Source organism: Haemophilus sp. 27098_8_127, assembly GCF_041433495.1.
Lineage (GTDB): Bacteria > Pseudomonadota > Gammaproteobacteria > Enterobacterales > Pasteurellaceae > Haemophilus_D.
The window spans coordinates 1-17,903 of sequence record NZ_JAPWBP010000006.1; the positions used below are offsets into that span (position 1 = coordinate 1).

General features: G+C 38.9%; 13 protein-coding genes and 1 riboswitch. Of the genes, 7 read left to right on the top strand and 6 right to left on the bottom strand.

Annotation, left to right across the window (positions count from 1 at the left end; all coding sequences use genetic code 11):
- Window positions 1-100: 100 nt before the first annotated feature.
- The 4 genes from O3746_RS07365 to mfd all read left to right on the top strand — a co-directional run bounded on the left by O3746_RS07365 (window position 101) and on the right by mfd (window position 7,439).
- The gene (locus O3746_RS07365) at window positions 101-1,867 is read left to right on the top strand and encodes an ATP-binding protein (protein WP_371448406.1); all 1,767 of its coding nucleotides are present in this window, start codon (window positions 101-103) and stop codon (window positions 1,865-1,867) included.
- 3 nt (window positions 1,868-1,870) lie between these two features.
- A complete protein-coding gene (locus tag O3746_RS07370) occupies window positions 1,871-3,715 on the top strand; it encodes a tRNA(Met) cytidine acetyltransferase TmcA (protein WP_371448408.1) in 1,845 nt (614 codons plus the stop codon).
- Entirely contained in the window at window positions 3,712-3,885 is a 174-nt protein-coding gene (locus O3746_RS07375) for a DUF5363 domain-containing protein (RefSeq protein ID WP_005697264.1), read from the top strand. Before O3746_RS07370 ends, O3746_RS07375 begins: the two co-directional genes overlap by 4 nt.
- A gap of 116 nt (window positions 3,886-4,001) precedes the next feature.
- Complete coding sequence (mfd, locus tag O3746_RS07380) at window positions 4,002-7,439, top strand: transcription-repair coupling factor (protein ID WP_371448411.1); 3,438 nt, start codon at window positions 4,002-4,004, stop codon at window positions 7,437-7,439.
- A 51-nt stretch (window positions 7,440-7,490) separates the two neighbouring features.
- Here the strand turns inward: mfd and gltS are convergent, their stop codons facing one another.
- From gltS to queC, 5 genes are all read right to left on the bottom strand, one after another.
- Window positions 7,491-8,705 (bottom strand): sodium/glutamate symporter, encoded by a 1,215-nt coding sequence (gltS, locus tag O3746_RS07385; RefSeq protein ID WP_314022666.1) that lies wholly within the window; start codon window positions 8,703-8,705, stop codon window positions 7,491-7,493.
- Between the two features lie 36 nt (window positions 8,706-8,741).
- Entirely contained in the window at window positions 8,742-10,997 is a 2,256-nt protein-coding gene (gene parC, locus O3746_RS07390; RefSeq protein ID WP_371448414.1) for a DNA topoisomerase IV subunit A, read from the bottom strand.
- An 11-nt stretch (window positions 10,998-11,008) separates the two neighbouring features.
- The gene (gene nirK, locus O3746_RS07395) at window positions 11,009-12,202 is read right to left on the bottom strand and encodes a copper-containing nitrite reductase (protein ID WP_371448416.1); all 1,194 of its coding nucleotides are present in this window, start codon (window positions 12,200-12,202) and stop codon (window positions 11,009-11,011) included.
- Between the two features lie 16 nt (window positions 12,203-12,218).
- Window positions 12,219-14,117 (bottom strand): DNA topoisomerase IV subunit B, encoded by a 1,899-nt coding sequence (gene parE, locus O3746_RS07400; RefSeq protein ID WP_070590873.1) that lies wholly within the window; start codon window positions 14,115-14,117, stop codon window positions 12,219-12,221.
- Between the two features lie 196 nt (window positions 14,118-14,313).
- Entirely contained in the window at window positions 14,314-14,991 is a 678-nt protein-coding gene (queC, locus tag O3746_RS07405; protein ID WP_371448419.1) for a 7-cyano-7-deazaguanine synthase QueC, read from the bottom strand.
- Window position 14,992: 1 nt separating this feature from the next.
- A riboswitch (PreQ1 riboswitch) is annotated at window positions 14,993-15,037 on the bottom strand.
- Between the two features lie 123 nt (window positions 15,038-15,160).
- Between queC and O3746_RS07410 the strand changes: the two genes are divergently transcribed.
- Window positions 15,161-15,304, top strand: a complete 144-nt coding sequence (locus tag O3746_RS07410) for a hypothetical protein (RefSeq protein ID WP_014065561.1) — start codon at window positions 15,161-15,163, stop codon at window positions 15,302-15,304.
- Window positions 15,305-15,351: 47 nt separating this feature from the next.
- Here the strand turns inward: O3746_RS07410 and ribA are convergent, their stop codons facing one another.
- On the bottom strand, window positions 15,352-15,999 hold the full coding sequence (gene ribA, locus O3746_RS07415; RefSeq protein WP_197545384.1) for a GTP cyclohydrolase II: 648 nt from the start codon (window positions 15,997-15,999) through the stop codon (window positions 15,352-15,354).
- A gap of 67 nt (window positions 16,000-16,066) precedes the next feature.
- Here ribA and O3746_RS07420 point away from each other — a divergent pair, with 67 nt between their 5' ends.
- Entirely contained in the window at window positions 16,067-16,792 is a 726-nt protein-coding gene (locus tag O3746_RS07420) for a phosphatase PAP2 family protein (protein ID WP_049365786.1), read from the top strand.
- Window positions 16,793-16,937: 145 nt separating this feature from the next.
- Entirely contained in the window at window positions 16,938-17,855 is a 918-nt protein-coding gene (gene nagK / locus O3746_RS07425) for an N-acetylglucosamine kinase (RefSeq protein WP_371448423.1), read from the top strand.
- Window positions 17,856-17,903: the final 48 nt, after the last annotated feature.

Genomic DNA, 17,903 nt, shown 5'->3' on the forward strand with positions numbered 1-17,903 from the left:
TGAATGTGAACCCCGAGCTGAATGGCTTGGGGTTTTTGTTTATGGATTTTTATTAAAAATTATATAGAATGATCTCAATTTTTATTTCTCAATATAAACCATGAAAAACTTTAGATATTTTGCACAACGTTATGTTGATTGGGTTATTCGATTAGGTCGAGTTCGTTTCTCTTTACTTGGTATCGCTATTCTTGCGATTTTAGCTATCTGTATACAAATCTTATTAAGTACGCTTCTTAGTGATGGTATTCACTGGAGTGACATTGCTCGCTCAATCACTTTTGGTTTATTTACTGCGCCTTTTGTTATTTATTTCTTTACGCTACTTGTTGAACGACTAGAACGTTCCCGTTTAGAGCTCTCTAAAACGCTTGCTCGATTAGAAAAAAATAGTCGTGATAAAAGTACCTTACTAGCGACAATTAGCCATGAGTTACGTACGCCTTTAAATGGGATTATTGGTCTTAGCCGAATCCTATTAGATGACAAATTAACAGAACAACAACAAAATTACCTCAATACAATTAATCTAAGTGCGGTCAGTTTAGGCCATATTTTTAGTGATATTATTGATTTAGATAAGATCGACTCTAAGCGTATTGAATTAAATATCCAGCCTTGTGATTTCCATTCACTACTTAATGATTTCTATAATTTTGGCACCTTGATGGCGGAGCAAAAGGGGCTAAAATTCTCTTTAAAACTGGATGATAATTTACCTAATTGGCTTTATCTTGATCGTGCTCGCCTTAGCCAAATTCTTTGGAATTTAATTAGTAATGCCGTCAAATTCACTGACAAAGGTGACGTTATTCTAAGGGTGCAGAAAATGCAAGATAATCAGTATCAATTTAGTGTTACTGATACGGGAGCAGGTATTGCACCTTGCGAATTAGATAAGATTTTTACCATGTATTATCAGGTTAAAGATAATATTCATCGTTCTGCGGGAAGTGGCATTGGTCTTGCAATTTCTAAGAATTTAGCTCAATTAATGAAAGGGGATTTAACGGTTGAGAGTGAACTGGAAAAAGGTTCAACCTTTTACTTAACGATCATTGCAGAAAAAGCTCAGGCTCATGATGGTAATGCTGAAAAAGCCATGCAGCATCTGTCTATTTTATTAGTAGAAGACGTTGAATTGAATGTTGTTGTGGCCAAAAGTATTCTTGAAAAGCAAGGGCATTATGTTGATGTAGCGATGAATGGTGAACAGGCTATCCAATTATTTGAGAAAAATACTTATGATATTGTTTTTCTTGATATTAAGTTGCCAGATATGTCAGGTTTTGATATTGCATACTATCTACGTAAAAACTACGAAGAAGGGATTTATGATTTTCTCCCACCTTTAATTGCCTTTACAGCGAACGTGATGCACAGCGAAGAAGAATATCAAAATCAGGGTATGGATGGCGTGTTGCGTAAGCCTCTTTCTCTGACGGAATTACGTCAATGTTTTAAAACATTCTTAGGTGATGATATCGAGACTACCTCTGATGAAGAAGAGCTCTCTCTAGTTCAAGAAGGTATTAATATTTCACTTATTGAGTTAATTGGAAAATCACAAGCTAAAGCTAATGTAGAGTTATTCAAACAGTGGATGCCAATTTATTTAGATGAATTAGAAACGGCGTATGAAGATTATCTTACAAACGCAGATATGCAACAAATGGTGTCAGATGTGGCACATAAAATAAAAGGTGCTGCAGCATCAGTGGGACTTGTTAATGTTCAGAATATCGCCAAATTGGCTCAAGACACGTCATTACCCAATTGGACATCTGATATTGCTTTATGGATAGAACAACTCAGTAATGAATGGTCTCAAAATGTAGCTGAATTAGAAGCATATTTAGAAAAATAATTCATGACACGTCATTTTCAAATTTTGATCAGTGAGAATATGCCGTCTAATTTGCCGGCAAATACCTTGATCATTAATGAGTTTTCTAAAATTCAAAATCTTCTTGGGCAAGAGTTTGAGACGATCTTGTTTGATGCCCGAAAAGGTATCCATTTAGAGGCGCTCGCCATTGCGGCCGGGACATTGAAAATGAATGGTGCCTTAATTGTCTTGCTATCAAATTGGGAGAAACTTGATTCCCAAATAGACGAAGATAGTCTTCGTTGGTCAGGTTCGCTTGAGGCAATTACGACGCCAAGATTTATTGCATATTTTAAGCATTGTATTCATAAATATGGTTTTCCCATCCTTTATCATCAAAATGATTTAAAATTTGACTGCACTTTTCAGCAGTTATTTGTAAACCACAATGCGACCTTAGATCAGCAGAAAATCATTGAGCAAATCTTACAAAAAAAATCTGAACTTTACTTTCTTACAGCCAAACGAGGAAGAGGGAAATCAGCTCTAGCAGGCTTATTAGCGAATCAATTGGATACTAAAATTTACCTTACAGCTCCAAATAAAAGTGCGGTCAATATTTTGGCTGAATTTTCACAAAAAGAGATTATCTTTATTGCACCAGATGCGCTTTTCCTTGCTTTGCAAAATGATCCATCTTTTTTTGAAAATGCGTGGCTTTTTGTTGATGAGGCGGCAATGCTGCCGATTGCTCAACTTAGCGCTTTTTCCCAGCATTTTAAGCATATTTTATTTACGACAACCATTCATAGTTATGAGGGAACCGGGCGAGGCTTTGAGCTTAAATTTAAGCAAAAAATTAACCGCACTTTCTCTGACTTTGAGCTTATTGAACCGCTACGTTGGTCTAAAGATGATGCTTTAGAGGCATTTATTGATGAGCTTTTATTATTGAATGTAGAGGATGACTTTAAACAAACAGCATACGATAAAAGCAAGTTCTGTCAAATAACTGAACGCTCACAAGAGGAAATACTTTCTTCATTGCCTCAATTCTATGGGTTGATGATATTAGCTCATTATCGTACATCACCATTAGATCTACGGCGATTGTTTGATGCTAATTCACAGCGTTTTTTTACCGCTGAAAATGAACAAGATTTACTAGGCGCAGTTTGGGCATTAAAAGAAGGTGGGATTGAAGATTCAGCCCTCATTGAAGCGATTCAACAAGGTAGTAGACGCCCGAAAGGCAATCTCGTGCCACAAGCACTTTGTTTTCATGCTCAACAACAAAAGGCTTGTGAATTGCATTCTTTACGTATTTCGAGAATTGCGGTTCAGCCTATGTGGCAGCAACATGGTATTGGTAGACAACTCATTGAATATATTACACTAAATTCCGATGTGGATTATTTATCAGTGAGTTTCGGTTATACAAAAGAACTGGCTCAATTTTGGCTGAAATGTGGTTTTTCTCTTGTTCATTTAGGCGAGCATTTAGAGGCGAGTAGTGGTTGTTATTCAGCTATTGCTCTAAAAGGGCTTTCTGCACAAGGGATTGAATTAGAAAGAGAAGCAAAGCAATCTTTTCAACGGAATATGCCTTTGTCTTTCCATCCACTTGCTCAGGAATTTAATACCACATCAGTAGATTGGGAATTGCTTGATGAAGATTGGTTAAGCATAAAAAACTTCGCTTATTTTCACCGCACTTTAGCTTCCGCTTTGCCGGCAATTCGTCGATTTTTAATGAATTTAGATGAAAAAGATTGTCCTTTAATGCGAGATTATTTCATCACAAAACAGATACCCTATAACAAGAAAAATGGGTTAAAATTATTACGTTCGGAAATTGCACAAAGATTAAAAAAGGAGGCAAGATGAGCGAACAAGAAAAAAAAGGTTGGTTTCGCAAAGCCGTAGATGAATATAATAAGTTTTGTAAAGAGCTTGGTTTAGATAAAGGCTCTTGTAGAGGCTGCATGCCACGTATCGAATTCGATGATGATGGGCATGTAAAAAAAGAGAAGCCACTTGAACCACTTAAAAAATAGGAGAAACAGGGTTAATTAACCCTGTTTTTTTATACAGATAATTATTGAAAACTAGATTGAATTTGCTAAACTAATCAGATATTCACGCAAAAATGAGATAAAAATTGACCGCACTTATGAAAACAACCTATTTTAATTTTGATATTCCCACTCAGCCAAATGACCATAAAATTCTTGGCAACGTATTAACGGGTGCTGATGCACTTGCTGTCAGTGAAATTGCTGAGCAATATGATGGATTAACAGTGGTTGTGACACCGGATACCAAAAGTGCGGTTCGTTTATCACAAGTTTTACCGGATTTAACTTCTCAGTCCATTCAGTTTTTTCCTGATTGGGAAACGTTGCCTTATGATTCTTTTTCTCCTCATCAAGAAATTATTTCTTCGCGTTTAAGTGCGTTATTTCATTTGCAAAATACTAAAAAAGGCATTTTTATTTTGCCGATTAGCACATTAATGCAGCGAGTGTGTCCGCCGAAATATCTACAGCATAATGTCCTTTTGATTAAAAAAGGTGATCGTCTTGTCATTGAAAAATTGCGATTACAATTAGAGTCAGCAGGATATCGTTCCGTAGAGCAAGTACTAGAACATGGTGAATATGCTGTGCGCGGATCACTTTTAGATCTTTTCCCAATGGGAAGTGCGGTTCCATTTCGTTTAGATTTTTTTGATGATGAAATTGATTCGATTCGTACTTTTGATGTCGATACGCAGCGAACGTTAGATGAAATTCAATCTATTAATTTATTACCTGCACACGAATTTCCAACAGATGAGAAAGGTATTGAATTTTTCCGTACACAATTTAGAGAAACCTTTGGTGAAATTCGTCGTGATCCTGAGCATATTTATCAGCAAATCAGTAAAGGTGCATTAATTTCAGGGATTGAATATTGGCAACCGTTATTCTTTGATGAAATGGCAACGTTGTTTGATTACTTGCCCGAAAAAACGTTGTTTGTAGATATGGAAACAAATCAAGCACAAGGTGAACGTTTTTATCTTGATGCCAAACAGCGTTATGAGCATCGTAAAGTCGATCCTATGCGTCCTCTTTTGCCGCCAGAACTATTGTGGTTAAGTATTGATGCAGTAAATCATGCATTAAAAAATTACCCTAAAATTAATTTTAAAGCAGAAAAAGTGCGGTCATCTGTTCGTCAGAAAAATTTAGCGGTGTCCGCATTACCTGCCGTGACCATTCAATCACAGCAAAAAGAACCGTTATCGCAACTTCGACAGTTTATTGAACATTTCAAAGGAAATGTTTTATTTTCAGTTGAAACTGAAGGACGTCGTGAAACTTTAGTAGATTTGCTTTCACCATTAAAAATTAAACCTAAACAGATTAAAACCTTATCTGAAGCCAATCAAGACAAGTTTAATCTGTGGGTAAGTCGTCTTGAGCAAGGTTTTATTCTCGATGAGGCTAAACTCGCCGTTATTACTGAACATGAAATTTTAGGCGAGCGAGTACAACAACGTCAGCGTGATAAACGTAAGGCGGTGAATCCAGATACCTTAGTGCGCAATCTGGCTGAATTAAAAATTGGTCAGCCTGTGGTGCATTTAGATCATGGTGTGGGGCGTTATGGTGGCTTAGTGACACTCGATACTGGGGGCTTAAAAGCAGAATATTTGCTGATCAATTATGCGAATGAATCCAAACTTTATGTGCCTGTTGGTTCTCTTCATTTAATTAGTCGCTATGTCGGTGGCTCAGATGAAACTGCACCATTGCATAAATTAGGTAATGAATCGTGGGCGAAAACGCGTCAAAAAGCCGCAGAAAAAATTCGTGATGTGGCCGCTGAATTACTTGATGTATATGCCCAACGAGAAGTGAAAAAAGGCTTTGAATTTAAATATGATCGTGAGGAATTCCAGCAATTCGCTGCAACCTTTCCTTTTGAAGAAACGCACGATCAAGCCATGGCGATTAACGCAGTCATTTCGGATATGTGTCAGCCTAAAGCGATGGATCGTTTGGTTTGTGGTGATGTGGGCTTTGGTAAGACTGAAGTGGCAATGCGTGCCGCATTTTTGGCTGTAATGAATCATAAACAAGTCGCCGTATTGGTTCCAACAACCTTGTTAGCGCAACAGCATTACGAGAATTTTAAAGATCGTTTTGCTAATCTTCCGGTTAATGTGGAAGTGCTTTCTCGCTTTAAAACAGCTAAAGAGCAAAAACAAATCTTAGAAAATTTAGCCGAAGGAAAAGTCGATATTCTGATTGGAACCCATAAATTAATTCAATCCGATGTGAAGTTTTCTGATCTTGGCTTACTCATCATTGATGAAGAACATCGCTTTGGAGTGGGACAAAAAGAGAAAATTAAACAACTTCGAGCGAATATTGATATTTTAACGCTTACCGCAACACCAATTCCTCGCACTTTGAATATGGCGATGAATGGTATTCGCGATCTTTCTATTATTGCGACACCACCAGCTCGCCGAGTGAGTATCAAAACGTTTGTTCGCCAGAAAGATGATTTAATTATTCGTGAAGCGATTCTGCGTGAGATTTTGCGTGGCGGGCAAGTTTATTATTTACATAATGATGTGGCGAGTATTGAAAATACGGCTGAAAAACTGACCGCACTTGTACCAGAAGCACGAGTTGTGATTGGACATGGTCAAATGAGAGAACGTGAACTTGAACGCGTGATGAGTGATTTTTATCATCAACGTTATAACGTATTAGTCTGTTCTACCATTATTGAAACAGGGATTGATGTACCAACGGCAAATACGATCATTATTGAACGTGCAGATAATTTTGGCTTGGCACAGCTTCACCAGTTGCGTGGTCGAGTAGGACGTTCCCATCATCAAGCTTATGCCTATTTGCTTACACCTCCGCCGAAATTAATGACGAAAGATGCAAAACGTCGTTTAGAGGCATTAGAAAGTTTAGATAACTTAGGTGCAGGCTTCATTCTTGCGACGCACGATTTAGAGATCCGCGGTGCAGGTGAATTATTAGGGAATGAACAAAGTGGGCAAATTGAAAGCATCGGTTTTTCACTTTATATGGAATTACTTGATGCGGCAGTCAAAGCCTTAAAAGAGGGCAGAGAACCTTCATTAGAAGAGATTACACATCAACAAGCTGAAATTGAGCTACGTGTTCCAGCTTTATTGCCAGATGATTATCTTGGCGATGTGAATATGCGTTTGTCATTCTATAAACGGATTGCGGCAGCGGAAAGTAAGCAAGAGTTAGACGAATTAAAAGTTGAATTAATTGATCGCTTTGGTTTATTACCTGAAGCAACGAAAAATCTTTTACAAATTGCTGAAATGCGTTTAATGGTGAAACCATTAAAAGTACTGAAAATCGATGCAGGGGCTCAAGGTGGCTTTATTGAATTCTCACCTTCAGCAAAAGTTGATCCAGAAAAATTCATCAAATTAATTCAACAAAATCCAATTGTTTATCGCTTTGATGGACCATTAAAATTTAAGTTTGTAAAAGCCCTCCCAGAAAACAAAGCGCGGTTAGAATTTGTGATGGATTTAGTGAAGACACTTACTGAGTAGCAAGTAAATAAAAAGGCTGACAAAATGTCAGCCTTTCTTTTTCACATTTTATTAGTGAAGCGCTTCAACAACGCTTAAGAACATTTTTAAGATACCGGCATTTAATAAGTCGATAAAGAATGCCCCTACCATTGGTACAATTAAGAACGCTTTGTGAGATGGTCCGAAACGACTGGTAATCGCTTGCATGTTAGCAACAGCTGTTGGTGTTGCGCCGAGACCGAAACCACAGTGACCCGCACTTAATACAATTGCATCATAATCTTTACCCATCATACGGTATGTGACGTAGATAGCGAAGAAAGCCATGAAGACAACTTGAACCGCTAAGATAACTAATACATCTGTTGCAAGACCTGCTAATTCCCAAAGTTTGAGAGACATTAACGCAATTGCTAAGAAGATAGATAAACCTACGCTACCTAATACGTCAATCGCTGAATCAGCCACTTGGAATTTGAATAAGTGGGTTAAGCTGTTACGAATGATTACACCTGTAAACAAACACCATACGAATGTTGGTAATTGAATGTGAGTACCTTTTGTTAAGCCATCTAAGTATTGACCGATGAGTAAACATAAAGAAAGCATTGCGATGGTTTCAATGATTGAACGCGCATTGATTTTTCGTTTGTAAGTTGGGTGCTCAAATGCTTCTTGTACGTCATCTACTTCATCATTCTCTGGGTTCTCACCTTGTTTTTGATGATTTAATAAATAACGAGATACTGGACCACCTAAGATACCACCAAAGACTAAACCGAATGTAGCACATGCCATGGCGATTTCTGTCGCAGCCGGTAGATTAAATTCTTTAGTGAATGTTTCTGCCCATGCCGCACCTGTACCATGACCACCGGTTAGGGTAACTGAACCAGCAAGTAAGCCGTAAGCAGGATCAATGCCTAATAATTGAGTACCTAAAATACCGATGACATTTTGGCAAACAATGAGTATTGCTGCCGCCAATAGGAAGATAACTAATGGTTTTCCGCCTTTAATTAAGCGGGCAAAGTTTGCACTTAAACCGATAGAGGAGAAGAATACCAACATCATAGAGGTTTGTAAGCTTTTCTCAAAAGTGAATGAAGTGCCATTTACTTTGTATAAAATGGTTAATGCAATAGCCACAATAAAGCCGCCAACAACAGGCTCAGGGATATTAAATGTTTGTAAAACTCGAATGCGTTTTACTAGAAAAAAACCGAGTAATAATACAAAACTTGCTAAAGCAAGTGTTTGATAGGTATCAAAAACAATATTCACGAAATATCCTCCTATTTAGTTTGGTTTCGAGAATTCTTATGAGTTGTGTTCAGGTTCAACCACCACAATGTCAACATTACTATGTAATCCACGTGGTAATTGGGAGCCCTTTCTGCCGCGTTCCGCACGGAATTTTTGCAGATCTTCCGGTTTTAATGTGATTTTTCGTTTACCGGAATGGAACTCAAGGCTGGCTTGCTCTGAAATTAAGAACAATTTCACCAATAATTCTGACCGCGCTTTTGCATTCGCTGCTGGAATACTGATGATTTTGTTGCCTTTCCCTTTTGATAATGCCGGTAAATCCCGTACCGGAAAAATCAGCATTCGACCCGCTGAAGTGAGGGACACAAGAAGTGAGGCCGACTCGGAAAGTTTCTCAGGTTTCAAGACTTTCGCATTTTCTGGCAAAGAAATCAAGGCTTTTCCAGCTTTATTACGTGCAATTAAATCTTCAAATTTGCAAATAAAACCGTATCCTGCATCTGATGCCATCAATAATTCTTGTTTTTCAGGTTCCATAATAACCTGTTCAATGGTTGCACCAGCCGGTAATGTGAGTTTACCGGTGAGCGGTTCACCTTGTGAACGCGCAGAAGGTAAGCTTAATGGATCTAAAGCATAGCTACGACCAGTACTATCAATAAAAATCACCGGTTGATTGCTTTTACCGCAAGCGTGCGCGAGATATTTATCACCTGCTTTATAGCTTAATCCTATCGGATCAATGTCATGACCTTTTGCACAGCGTACCCAGCCCATTTCAGATAAGATGACGGTAACAGGTTCTGCTGGAGTCATTTCACTTTCAGAAATGGCTTTCGCTTCTTCACGCTCAACTAATTGAGACATTCTAGGGCTGGCGTATTTTTTCGCATCTTCTTGAATTTCTTTTTTGATCAAGGTATTTAAGCGACGCTCAGATCCTAAAATTAACTCTAAATTTGACCGCTCTTCTTCGAGTTTATCTTTTTCAGCTTGTAATTGATGTTCTTCTAATTTGGCTAAATGGCGCAAACGTAAGTTTAAAATGGCTTCTGCTTGTTCATCACTTAAGTTAAAGCGAGCCATTAAAACTTGTTTAGGTTCATCTTCAGTACGAATAATTTCAATCACTTCATCAATATTGAGGAAAGCAATCATCAAACCGTCTAAAATGTGTAAACGAGCGAGTACTTTATCTAAACGATGTTGTAAACGACGCGTTACTGTTGTACGACGGAATGTCAGCCATTCGGTAAGAACTTGAAGTAGACCTTTCACAGCTGGTTTATGATCAAGTCCGATCATATTCATATTCACACGATAGCTTTTTTCGAGATCCGTCGTCGCAAATAAATGCGCCATCAAGGCATCCGTGTCAACGCGATTTGAACGAGGTACAAGTACAATACGCACAGGATTTTCATAATCCGCCTCATCACGAATATCTTCTACCATAGGCAATTTTTTCGCCGTCATTTGCTCAGCAATTTGTGCAATGATTTTAGAGGGTGAAGATTGATGAGGAAGTGCGCTGATGATGATTTCACCGTCTTCTTTATGCCATGTTGCACGCATCTTGATGGAGCCACGACCGGTTTCGTACATTTTGCGAATATCATCTTTTGGCGAAATAATTTCCGCTTCAGTTGGGAAATCTGGGCCTTGAATGATATTAAGTACATCATCTAATCCTGCTTTTGGATTATCTAATAGCAGGACAGCGGCATCAGCCACTTCATTAATATTGTGTGGTGGAATATCGGTTGCCATCCCGACGGCAATCCCAGTAGTGCCGTTCAACAGAATATGAGGCAAACGTGCAGGCAAATATTGAGGTTCTTCTAAGGTACCATCAAAGTTCGGTTGGAAATCAACAGTGCCTTGACCTAATTCAGTTAATAGAATCTCAGAAATTTTGGACAGACGAGATTCTGTATAACGCATTGCCGCGAATGATTTAGGATCATCTGGCGCTCCCCAGTTTCCTTGGCCATCCACCAAAGGATAACGGTAAGAAAAGGGCTGAGCCATTAATACCATGGCTTCATAACAAGCGGAGTCACCATGTGGATGGAATTTACCTAATACATCACCGACGGTACGCGCAGATTTTTTAAATTTCGCTGCAGCATTTAAACCCAGTTCAGACATCGCATAAACAATACGACGTTGGACAGGCTTTAAGCCATCACCAATAAAAGGCAATGCACGATCCATGATGACGTACATTGAATAATTAAGATAAGCCTTTTCTGTAAAGGTGCGAAGTGGCATCTGCTCGATGCCTTCGTAATTAATATTGCTCATATTCTTCTAATCTATTTTCTTGTTGCACCGGAACTCGCATCAGAGTGTTCGTGATGAGAATGTCCCATATCCATTCCTTTATGACTGTCAATTTCGTAAGGAACAGGTTGCGGTTTTTGTGGATTGGCTTCTTTAAAGGCTTCGTCTTTTAGTTTTCCGGAATAAATATTCGGATTTTTTTCGCCTTCGACCACTATTTGTCCCATCGTGCCTTTATTTACAGCACGGAAAATCGAGTGATCCATGAAGACATAAGTGCCTGGTACATCAATTCGTGTTTCCACCATGGTGGCACTGCCGGATGGAATCAGGGTAGTTTGAACATTATGATTAACAAGCGTACCGCCTTCCACATACACATTATCAAATACGGCACCAATTAAGTGGAAAGAAGAGCATAAATTTGGTCCAGCATTTCCTACAAATAGACGAATGGTTTCACCGGTTTTCGCTTTTAAGGCATTTCCATCCATTGTTGCGCCGACTTTGCCGTTGAAGAGGACGTATTCAGGACGTTCATCAATGGCTTTTTGCATACTGAATGGTTGCAAGCCAGGATCGCCAAATTCACCTTTGGTATAGAATTCACTTTGCATGATGTAAAATTCGCGATCCACTTTTGGCAAGCCTTCTTTTGGCTCAACTAAAACTAAACCATACATCCCTTTAGCAAGGTGAATATCTACAGGTTGGCTGCCACAGTGGTACAAATAAATGCCCGAACGCAATGCTCTAAATTGGAAGGTTGATGTGTGCGTTGGTGGGGTTTCACTTGCGATAGCACCACCCATTGGCACAGCAGCAGCATGGAAATCGATACTGTGTGGCATCATTGAACTCGCTGAGTTGGAAAGTTGCACTTCCACCATGTCGCCTTCGCGCACACGAATAAACGGCGCAGGCACGCTACCATTTAATGTCCAAAATTTAAATTGCACACCATCCATTAAATCCATAATTTGCTCAAGTGCAGTCAGTTTTACCACGACTTTTGCTGGATAGTTACGCTCAATCGGTTTTGGCACATTTGGCGCAAGCGTCAGTTCAGCTTCAATCTCTGGTAAATTCTCAACTGCAGTGGTTGCTGTATTTGAGGCTTTTTCTTCTGCTTGAGCAGAAGGAATAAGGCTTAAACCAGCACCTAATGTAATTGTTGCTAGGCCTAGTGCACTGTTTTTAAAAAAATCTCGACGTTGTTCGTTCATGATTGACCTCAAATAATTAAACAGCTAAATCCACTTGGTCGCCATTGGTTTGTAACCAATTTTTGCGATCTTCCGCTCGTTTTTTGGCAAGTAACATATCCATTAATTCTAATGTTTCCGCGCCTTGATCTTCGCCTAGCTCATAGGTTAATTGAACTAAACGGCGTGTATTCGGATCCATGGTGGTTTCACGTAATTGTGATGGATCCATTTCACCTAAACCTTTGAATCGTTGTACGTTTAAAGTGCCTTTTTTACCTTTTAAGCGTTCTAAAATTGCTTCTTTTTCGTTTTCATCGAGGGCATAAAAGACTTCTTTACCTAAGTCGATACGATAGAGTGGTGGCATTGCCACATAAACGTGTCCATCTTGAACCAATTTAGGGAAGTGACGTAAAAAGAGGGCACAGAGTAGGGTGGCGATATGCAAACCATCAGAGTCCGCATCGGCTAAAATACAGACTTTCCCGTAACGAAGTTGAGATAAGTCTTCATTATCAGGATCGATACCAAGCGCCACAGCAATATCATGAATTTCCGTTGAGCCAAGCACTTGATCACTGGCGACTTCCCAAGTATTTAAGATTTTTCCGCGTAAAGGTAGGATCGCTTGATATTCACGATCTCGCGCCTGTTTGGCCGAGCCGCCCGCAGAGTCACCCTCTACTAAAAATAATTCGGTTTTTTCTAAATTTTGTGATGCACAATCGGCTAATTTACCCGGTAGAGCAGGACCACTCACTAATTTTTTACGCACGACTTTTTTGGCTGCATTCAGACGACGTTGTGCAGAACTGATCGCCATTTCAGCTAAGCGATCTGCATCTTGTACATTTTGATTCAACCATAAACTGAAGGCATCTTTTAAAACACCCGAAACAAAGACCGCACTTTGACGGGAAGATAAACGTTCTTTTGTTTGGCCAGCAAATTGAGCATCTTGCATTTTCAGAGAAAGAATATAAGCACAGCGATCCCAAATGTCGTCTGCAGTTAATTTCACCCCACGTGGTAATTTATTGCGGAATTCACAATATTCAGTCATGGCATTGAGCAAGCCTTGGCGAAGACCATTTACGTGTGTTCCGCCTTGTACCGTTGGAATCAAGTTTACATAGCTTTCTGCAATAAGCTCACCACCTTCTGGTAACCATAATAATGCCCAGCTTACCGCTTCGGTGGAACCTTTAAATTCACCCACAAAAGGTTTTTCAGGTAAGGTTTCAAAACCATTCACTGCTTCGGTTAAGTAATCGGATAAACCATCTTGATAACACCACACATCTTCGGTGTTATTCACTTTATCGACAAATTTAATCTCTAAGCCTGAACAAAGCACGGCTTTCGCACGCAATAAGTGGCGTAAACGACTAACAGAAAAATTCTTGCTATCGAAATATTTTGGGTTTGGTTTGAAGTGAACAGTGGTGCCGGTCGTACGTCTGCCACAAGTCCCGATGACTTCTAATTCTTCTACTTTTACGCCATTTTCAAAGGCAATTTTATATACTTCGCCGTTACGTTTAACTTGAATATCAACGCGTTCAGAAAGGGCATTGACGACAGAAATCCCCACCCCGTGTAAACCACCAGCAAATTCATAGTTTTTATTCGAGAATTTACCGCCTGCATGAAGCTTAGTTAAGATCACTTCCACACCAGAAACGCCTTCCGTTGGATGAATGTCCACTGGCATCCCGCGTCCATTATCAATAACTTCAAGCGATTGATCAGCATGTAAAATTACTTCAACTTTGGTGGCAAAACCCGCAAGGGCTTCATCCACACTGTTATCAATAACTTCTTGAGCAAGATGATTTGGACGGGTAGTGTCCGTGTACATGCCGGGGCGAATTTGCACCGGTTCGAGATCTTTCAGAACCGTAATTTCTTGAGCAGAATAATTTGTAGTCATTTTTAAAATTAGTTACTTATTTATAAAAAAATTAGCGTGATTTTATCAAAAAATGACGCATTTATAAAATTAAAGATGAGAAAAGAGAAGGATACTATATCAAGTAAAAGTGCGGTCAAAATTTGACGTGAATTTTGACCGCACTTTGGATTCATTTGAACCTATTTAATCTGCTATAGATTGAGTTGTTGAGATACTAAGCTTTTGCTTTTGTGGCTAAATATTCCTGCAAGCCTTTATCTCTCAATTTACAGCTCGGGCATTCCCCGCAACCGCCTTCAACACCTTCGTAGCAAGTGTGAGTGTGCTGACGAATATAATCTAACGCATCTAATTCATCGGCTAATGCCCAAGTTTGTGCTTTGGTAAGATACATTAACGGTGTTTTTAAATTGAACGGATAATCCATGGCTAAATTAAGGGTGACATTCATGGATTTGATAAACACATCACGACAATCCGGATAACCACTGAAATCTGTTTCACATACACCCGTGATAATGTCATTGATACCTTGTCCTTTTGCGTAAATTGCCGCATACAATAAGAAGAGTGCGTTGCGGCCATCCACAAAGGTATTCGGTAATTCCCCGTCTTTTTGTTCAATATCTGAGTTTGCATCCATTAAGGCATTATGGGTAATGGATTTGATGACGGACGTATCAATCAACGTTTGTTTTACACCGAGATCCTGAGCGATCCAACGGGCCTTTTCTAATTCAATGGCATGGCGCTGGCCGTATTGAAAGGTGACCGTTTCCACATTTTCCACGCCATATTCAGCAATGGCTTGAATTAAACAGGTTGTGGAATCTTGTCCACCTGAGAAGATCACAAGGGCTTTACGATTGTGATTAGGATTTGAAATATTCATAGAATACCTAGTTTTTTTATGTAGGAGGTTTGCGAACTACAAGTTAAAAATGAGGCGGTATTGTAGAAGCCAAGGATAACTTTTGCAAGAAAATGACTAATTTAAGCAGGAAAAAGCTGGGGAAGTTGTGATACAATTTTGGCAAGTTAGTTTTAAAAAGGTAAACACAATGAAAAAATTAATTCTTATTGTTATTGGTGCATTAGTAATTTCAGCTTGCGCAAATAAAGACGTTTATTTTAATGGTTCAGAAGGCTCCCATTCAGGCATGAAATTTGATAAAGACACTCGTCATTGGGGCGTTAATCAATAATTGTTTTGGCAAAAGAAAAGCCATACAACAGTTGTATGGCTTTTTTATTAAATCACTTCTTCTTGGCAATGTGGGCAAGTCATTAAATGCTCTTCATTATTATGCACGATATAATGGCCCATTTTTTTTGCTTTGGTATCAAGATATTTCGTATTGTAACGGTTTTCACCTACATTCAACGGTACACGTTCTACGATATTAATGCCCGCTTTTTTCATGGTTTCGACTTTTTGCGGGTTGTTTGTCATCAGGCGCACTTGTTTCACCCCTAATAATTCAAACATATCTGCACATACATTAAAGTTACGTTCATCGGCTTTAAAACCTAATGCAAGATTGGCTTCAATGGTATCCATCCCTTGATCTTGTAATGCATAAGCACGAATTTTATTAATTAAACCAATGCCACGACCTTCTTCACGATGATAGATCAACACACCACGACCCGCTTCGCTAATTTGACGTAATGCGGCGGCAAGCTGGAAACCGCAATCACATTTTAAACTGTGTAATGCATCACCCGTTAAGCATTCAGAATGAATGCGGGCGAGCACTGGCTCATCTGGGTTTGAAATATCACCCATCACTAACGCGACATGTTCTTTTTTTGTATCGGGAAATTCAAATCCGACCATTTTAAATATGCCATATTCGGTAGGCAAATTGGCTTGGGCAACCAATTGGATTTTTGACATAACTTATCCTTTTTTCAACTTTATTCTGCTAAAATGCGTACTTTATTTTTATTATCAAGAGGCAACAATGTTTAAAAGGCTGTCATTATATACGTTATTCCTTTGTCTTGTACCATTTTTTGTTTGGGGTTTTGCTTATCATTGGCATGGAAACAACCAATTAATGGAATGGGATTATTGGCTTTATCTTTTAACCGAAACCGGTAGCGTGCCTTACGCTTTAATTACCTGTGGTGTGTTTGCTTTACTTTTCCGTTTTCTTTTTGAAAACCGTAAACAGTGGATTATGGGCGTGATTGTAATGGGCCTGTCGGTATTATCTACACAAGTAATTAAAACAGGTTTAAAAACGGTTTTTGCCGAGCCACGTCCTTTCACCGTCTATTTAGCAGAAAAAACAGAAAGTACGACAGATGCTTTTTATCATCAAGATCGTTCAGAACGTGCAAAATTAGTGGATAAATTTTATTCTACACAAGCGGATACACCGGCTTGGTTAAAAGCGCATTATGAAGATGAAACGGGGTATTCTTTCCCATCAGGACATTCTATTTTTGCAGCCACTTGGCTTATGTTAGCCGTCGGATTCAGCCAATTATTAGGGAAACGTTCTTTTAAAGCGGAATTACTGATTGGTGCCATGACCATTTGGGGCGTATTAATGTTGATTAGCCGAGTCCGCCTTGGAATGCATTATCCAATTGATTTATTTGTGGCGATAATTTCGGCATGGATTGTTCATTTGATTATTTTTGGTTTCTTACAGAAGAAAGGCTTGTTTAACAATAAATAACATCAAAGACCGGTTTTAGTGATAAAGTCGGTCTTTTTTATTGCTTGTAGAAAATATGATTTTTGTCATGGATTTTCATTTTGATTTCAAGGAAAATACAACCTATAAATTTCAATAATTTTGACCGCTCTTTTAAGGAGACAATATGTATTACGGTATTGATATCGGTGGCACAAAGATTGAATTGGCTGCTTTTAATGCAAAATTAGAAAAACTTTATACCGAGCGTGTGCCAACGCCACAAACCGATTATCTAGATTGGTTACAGGCGATCAAAACGCTAGTAGAACGCGCGGATGCCCACTTTGGTGAAAAAGGCACAGTAGGTTTAGGCTTGCCTGGATTTGTTAATTTAACAACTGGGCTTGCTGAAGTGACGAATATTCGTGTTGCAGATAATAAGCCAATTTTAGCCGATCTTGAACGCGTTTTAGATCGTGAAGTGCGGGCAGAAAATGATGCAAATTGTTTTGCACTCTCTGAAGCCTGTGATGAAGAAAATACCCAATATCCTTCTGTATTAGGACTTATTTTGGGGACGGGCTTTGGTGGTGGTTTTGTAATTAATGGAAAAATTCACTCAGGACAAGTCGGGATGGCAGGGGAGTTAGGCCATCTTCAATTAAATTATCATGCCTTAAAATTATTGGGCTGGGATAAAGCACCTATTTATCAATGTGGTTGTGGCAATCAGGCCTGTTTAGATACGTATATTTCTGGTCGCGGCTTTGAAATGTTGTACCGTGATTTAAAAGGGGAAGAGTTATCAGCCAAAGAAATTATCGATCGCTTTTATGCGAAAGAGGAAAGTGCGGTTGATTTTGTTCGTATTTTTGTTGAATTAGCGGCTATTTCTATCGGCAACATTATCACTGCATTTGATCCGCATATGATTGTGCTCGGCGGTGGTTTATCGAATTTTGATTATCTTTATGAAGCCTTACCAAAAGCATTGCCTGCTCATTTAATGCGTAGTGCAAAAGTGCCACCAATCAAAAAAGCAAAACATGGTGATTCCGGTGGTGTTCGTGGCGCAGCTGCGTTATTTTTAAACTGTGAATAGATTTAATCTAAAAATACAGTGAAAATTTGAATAAATTTTATGTTATAG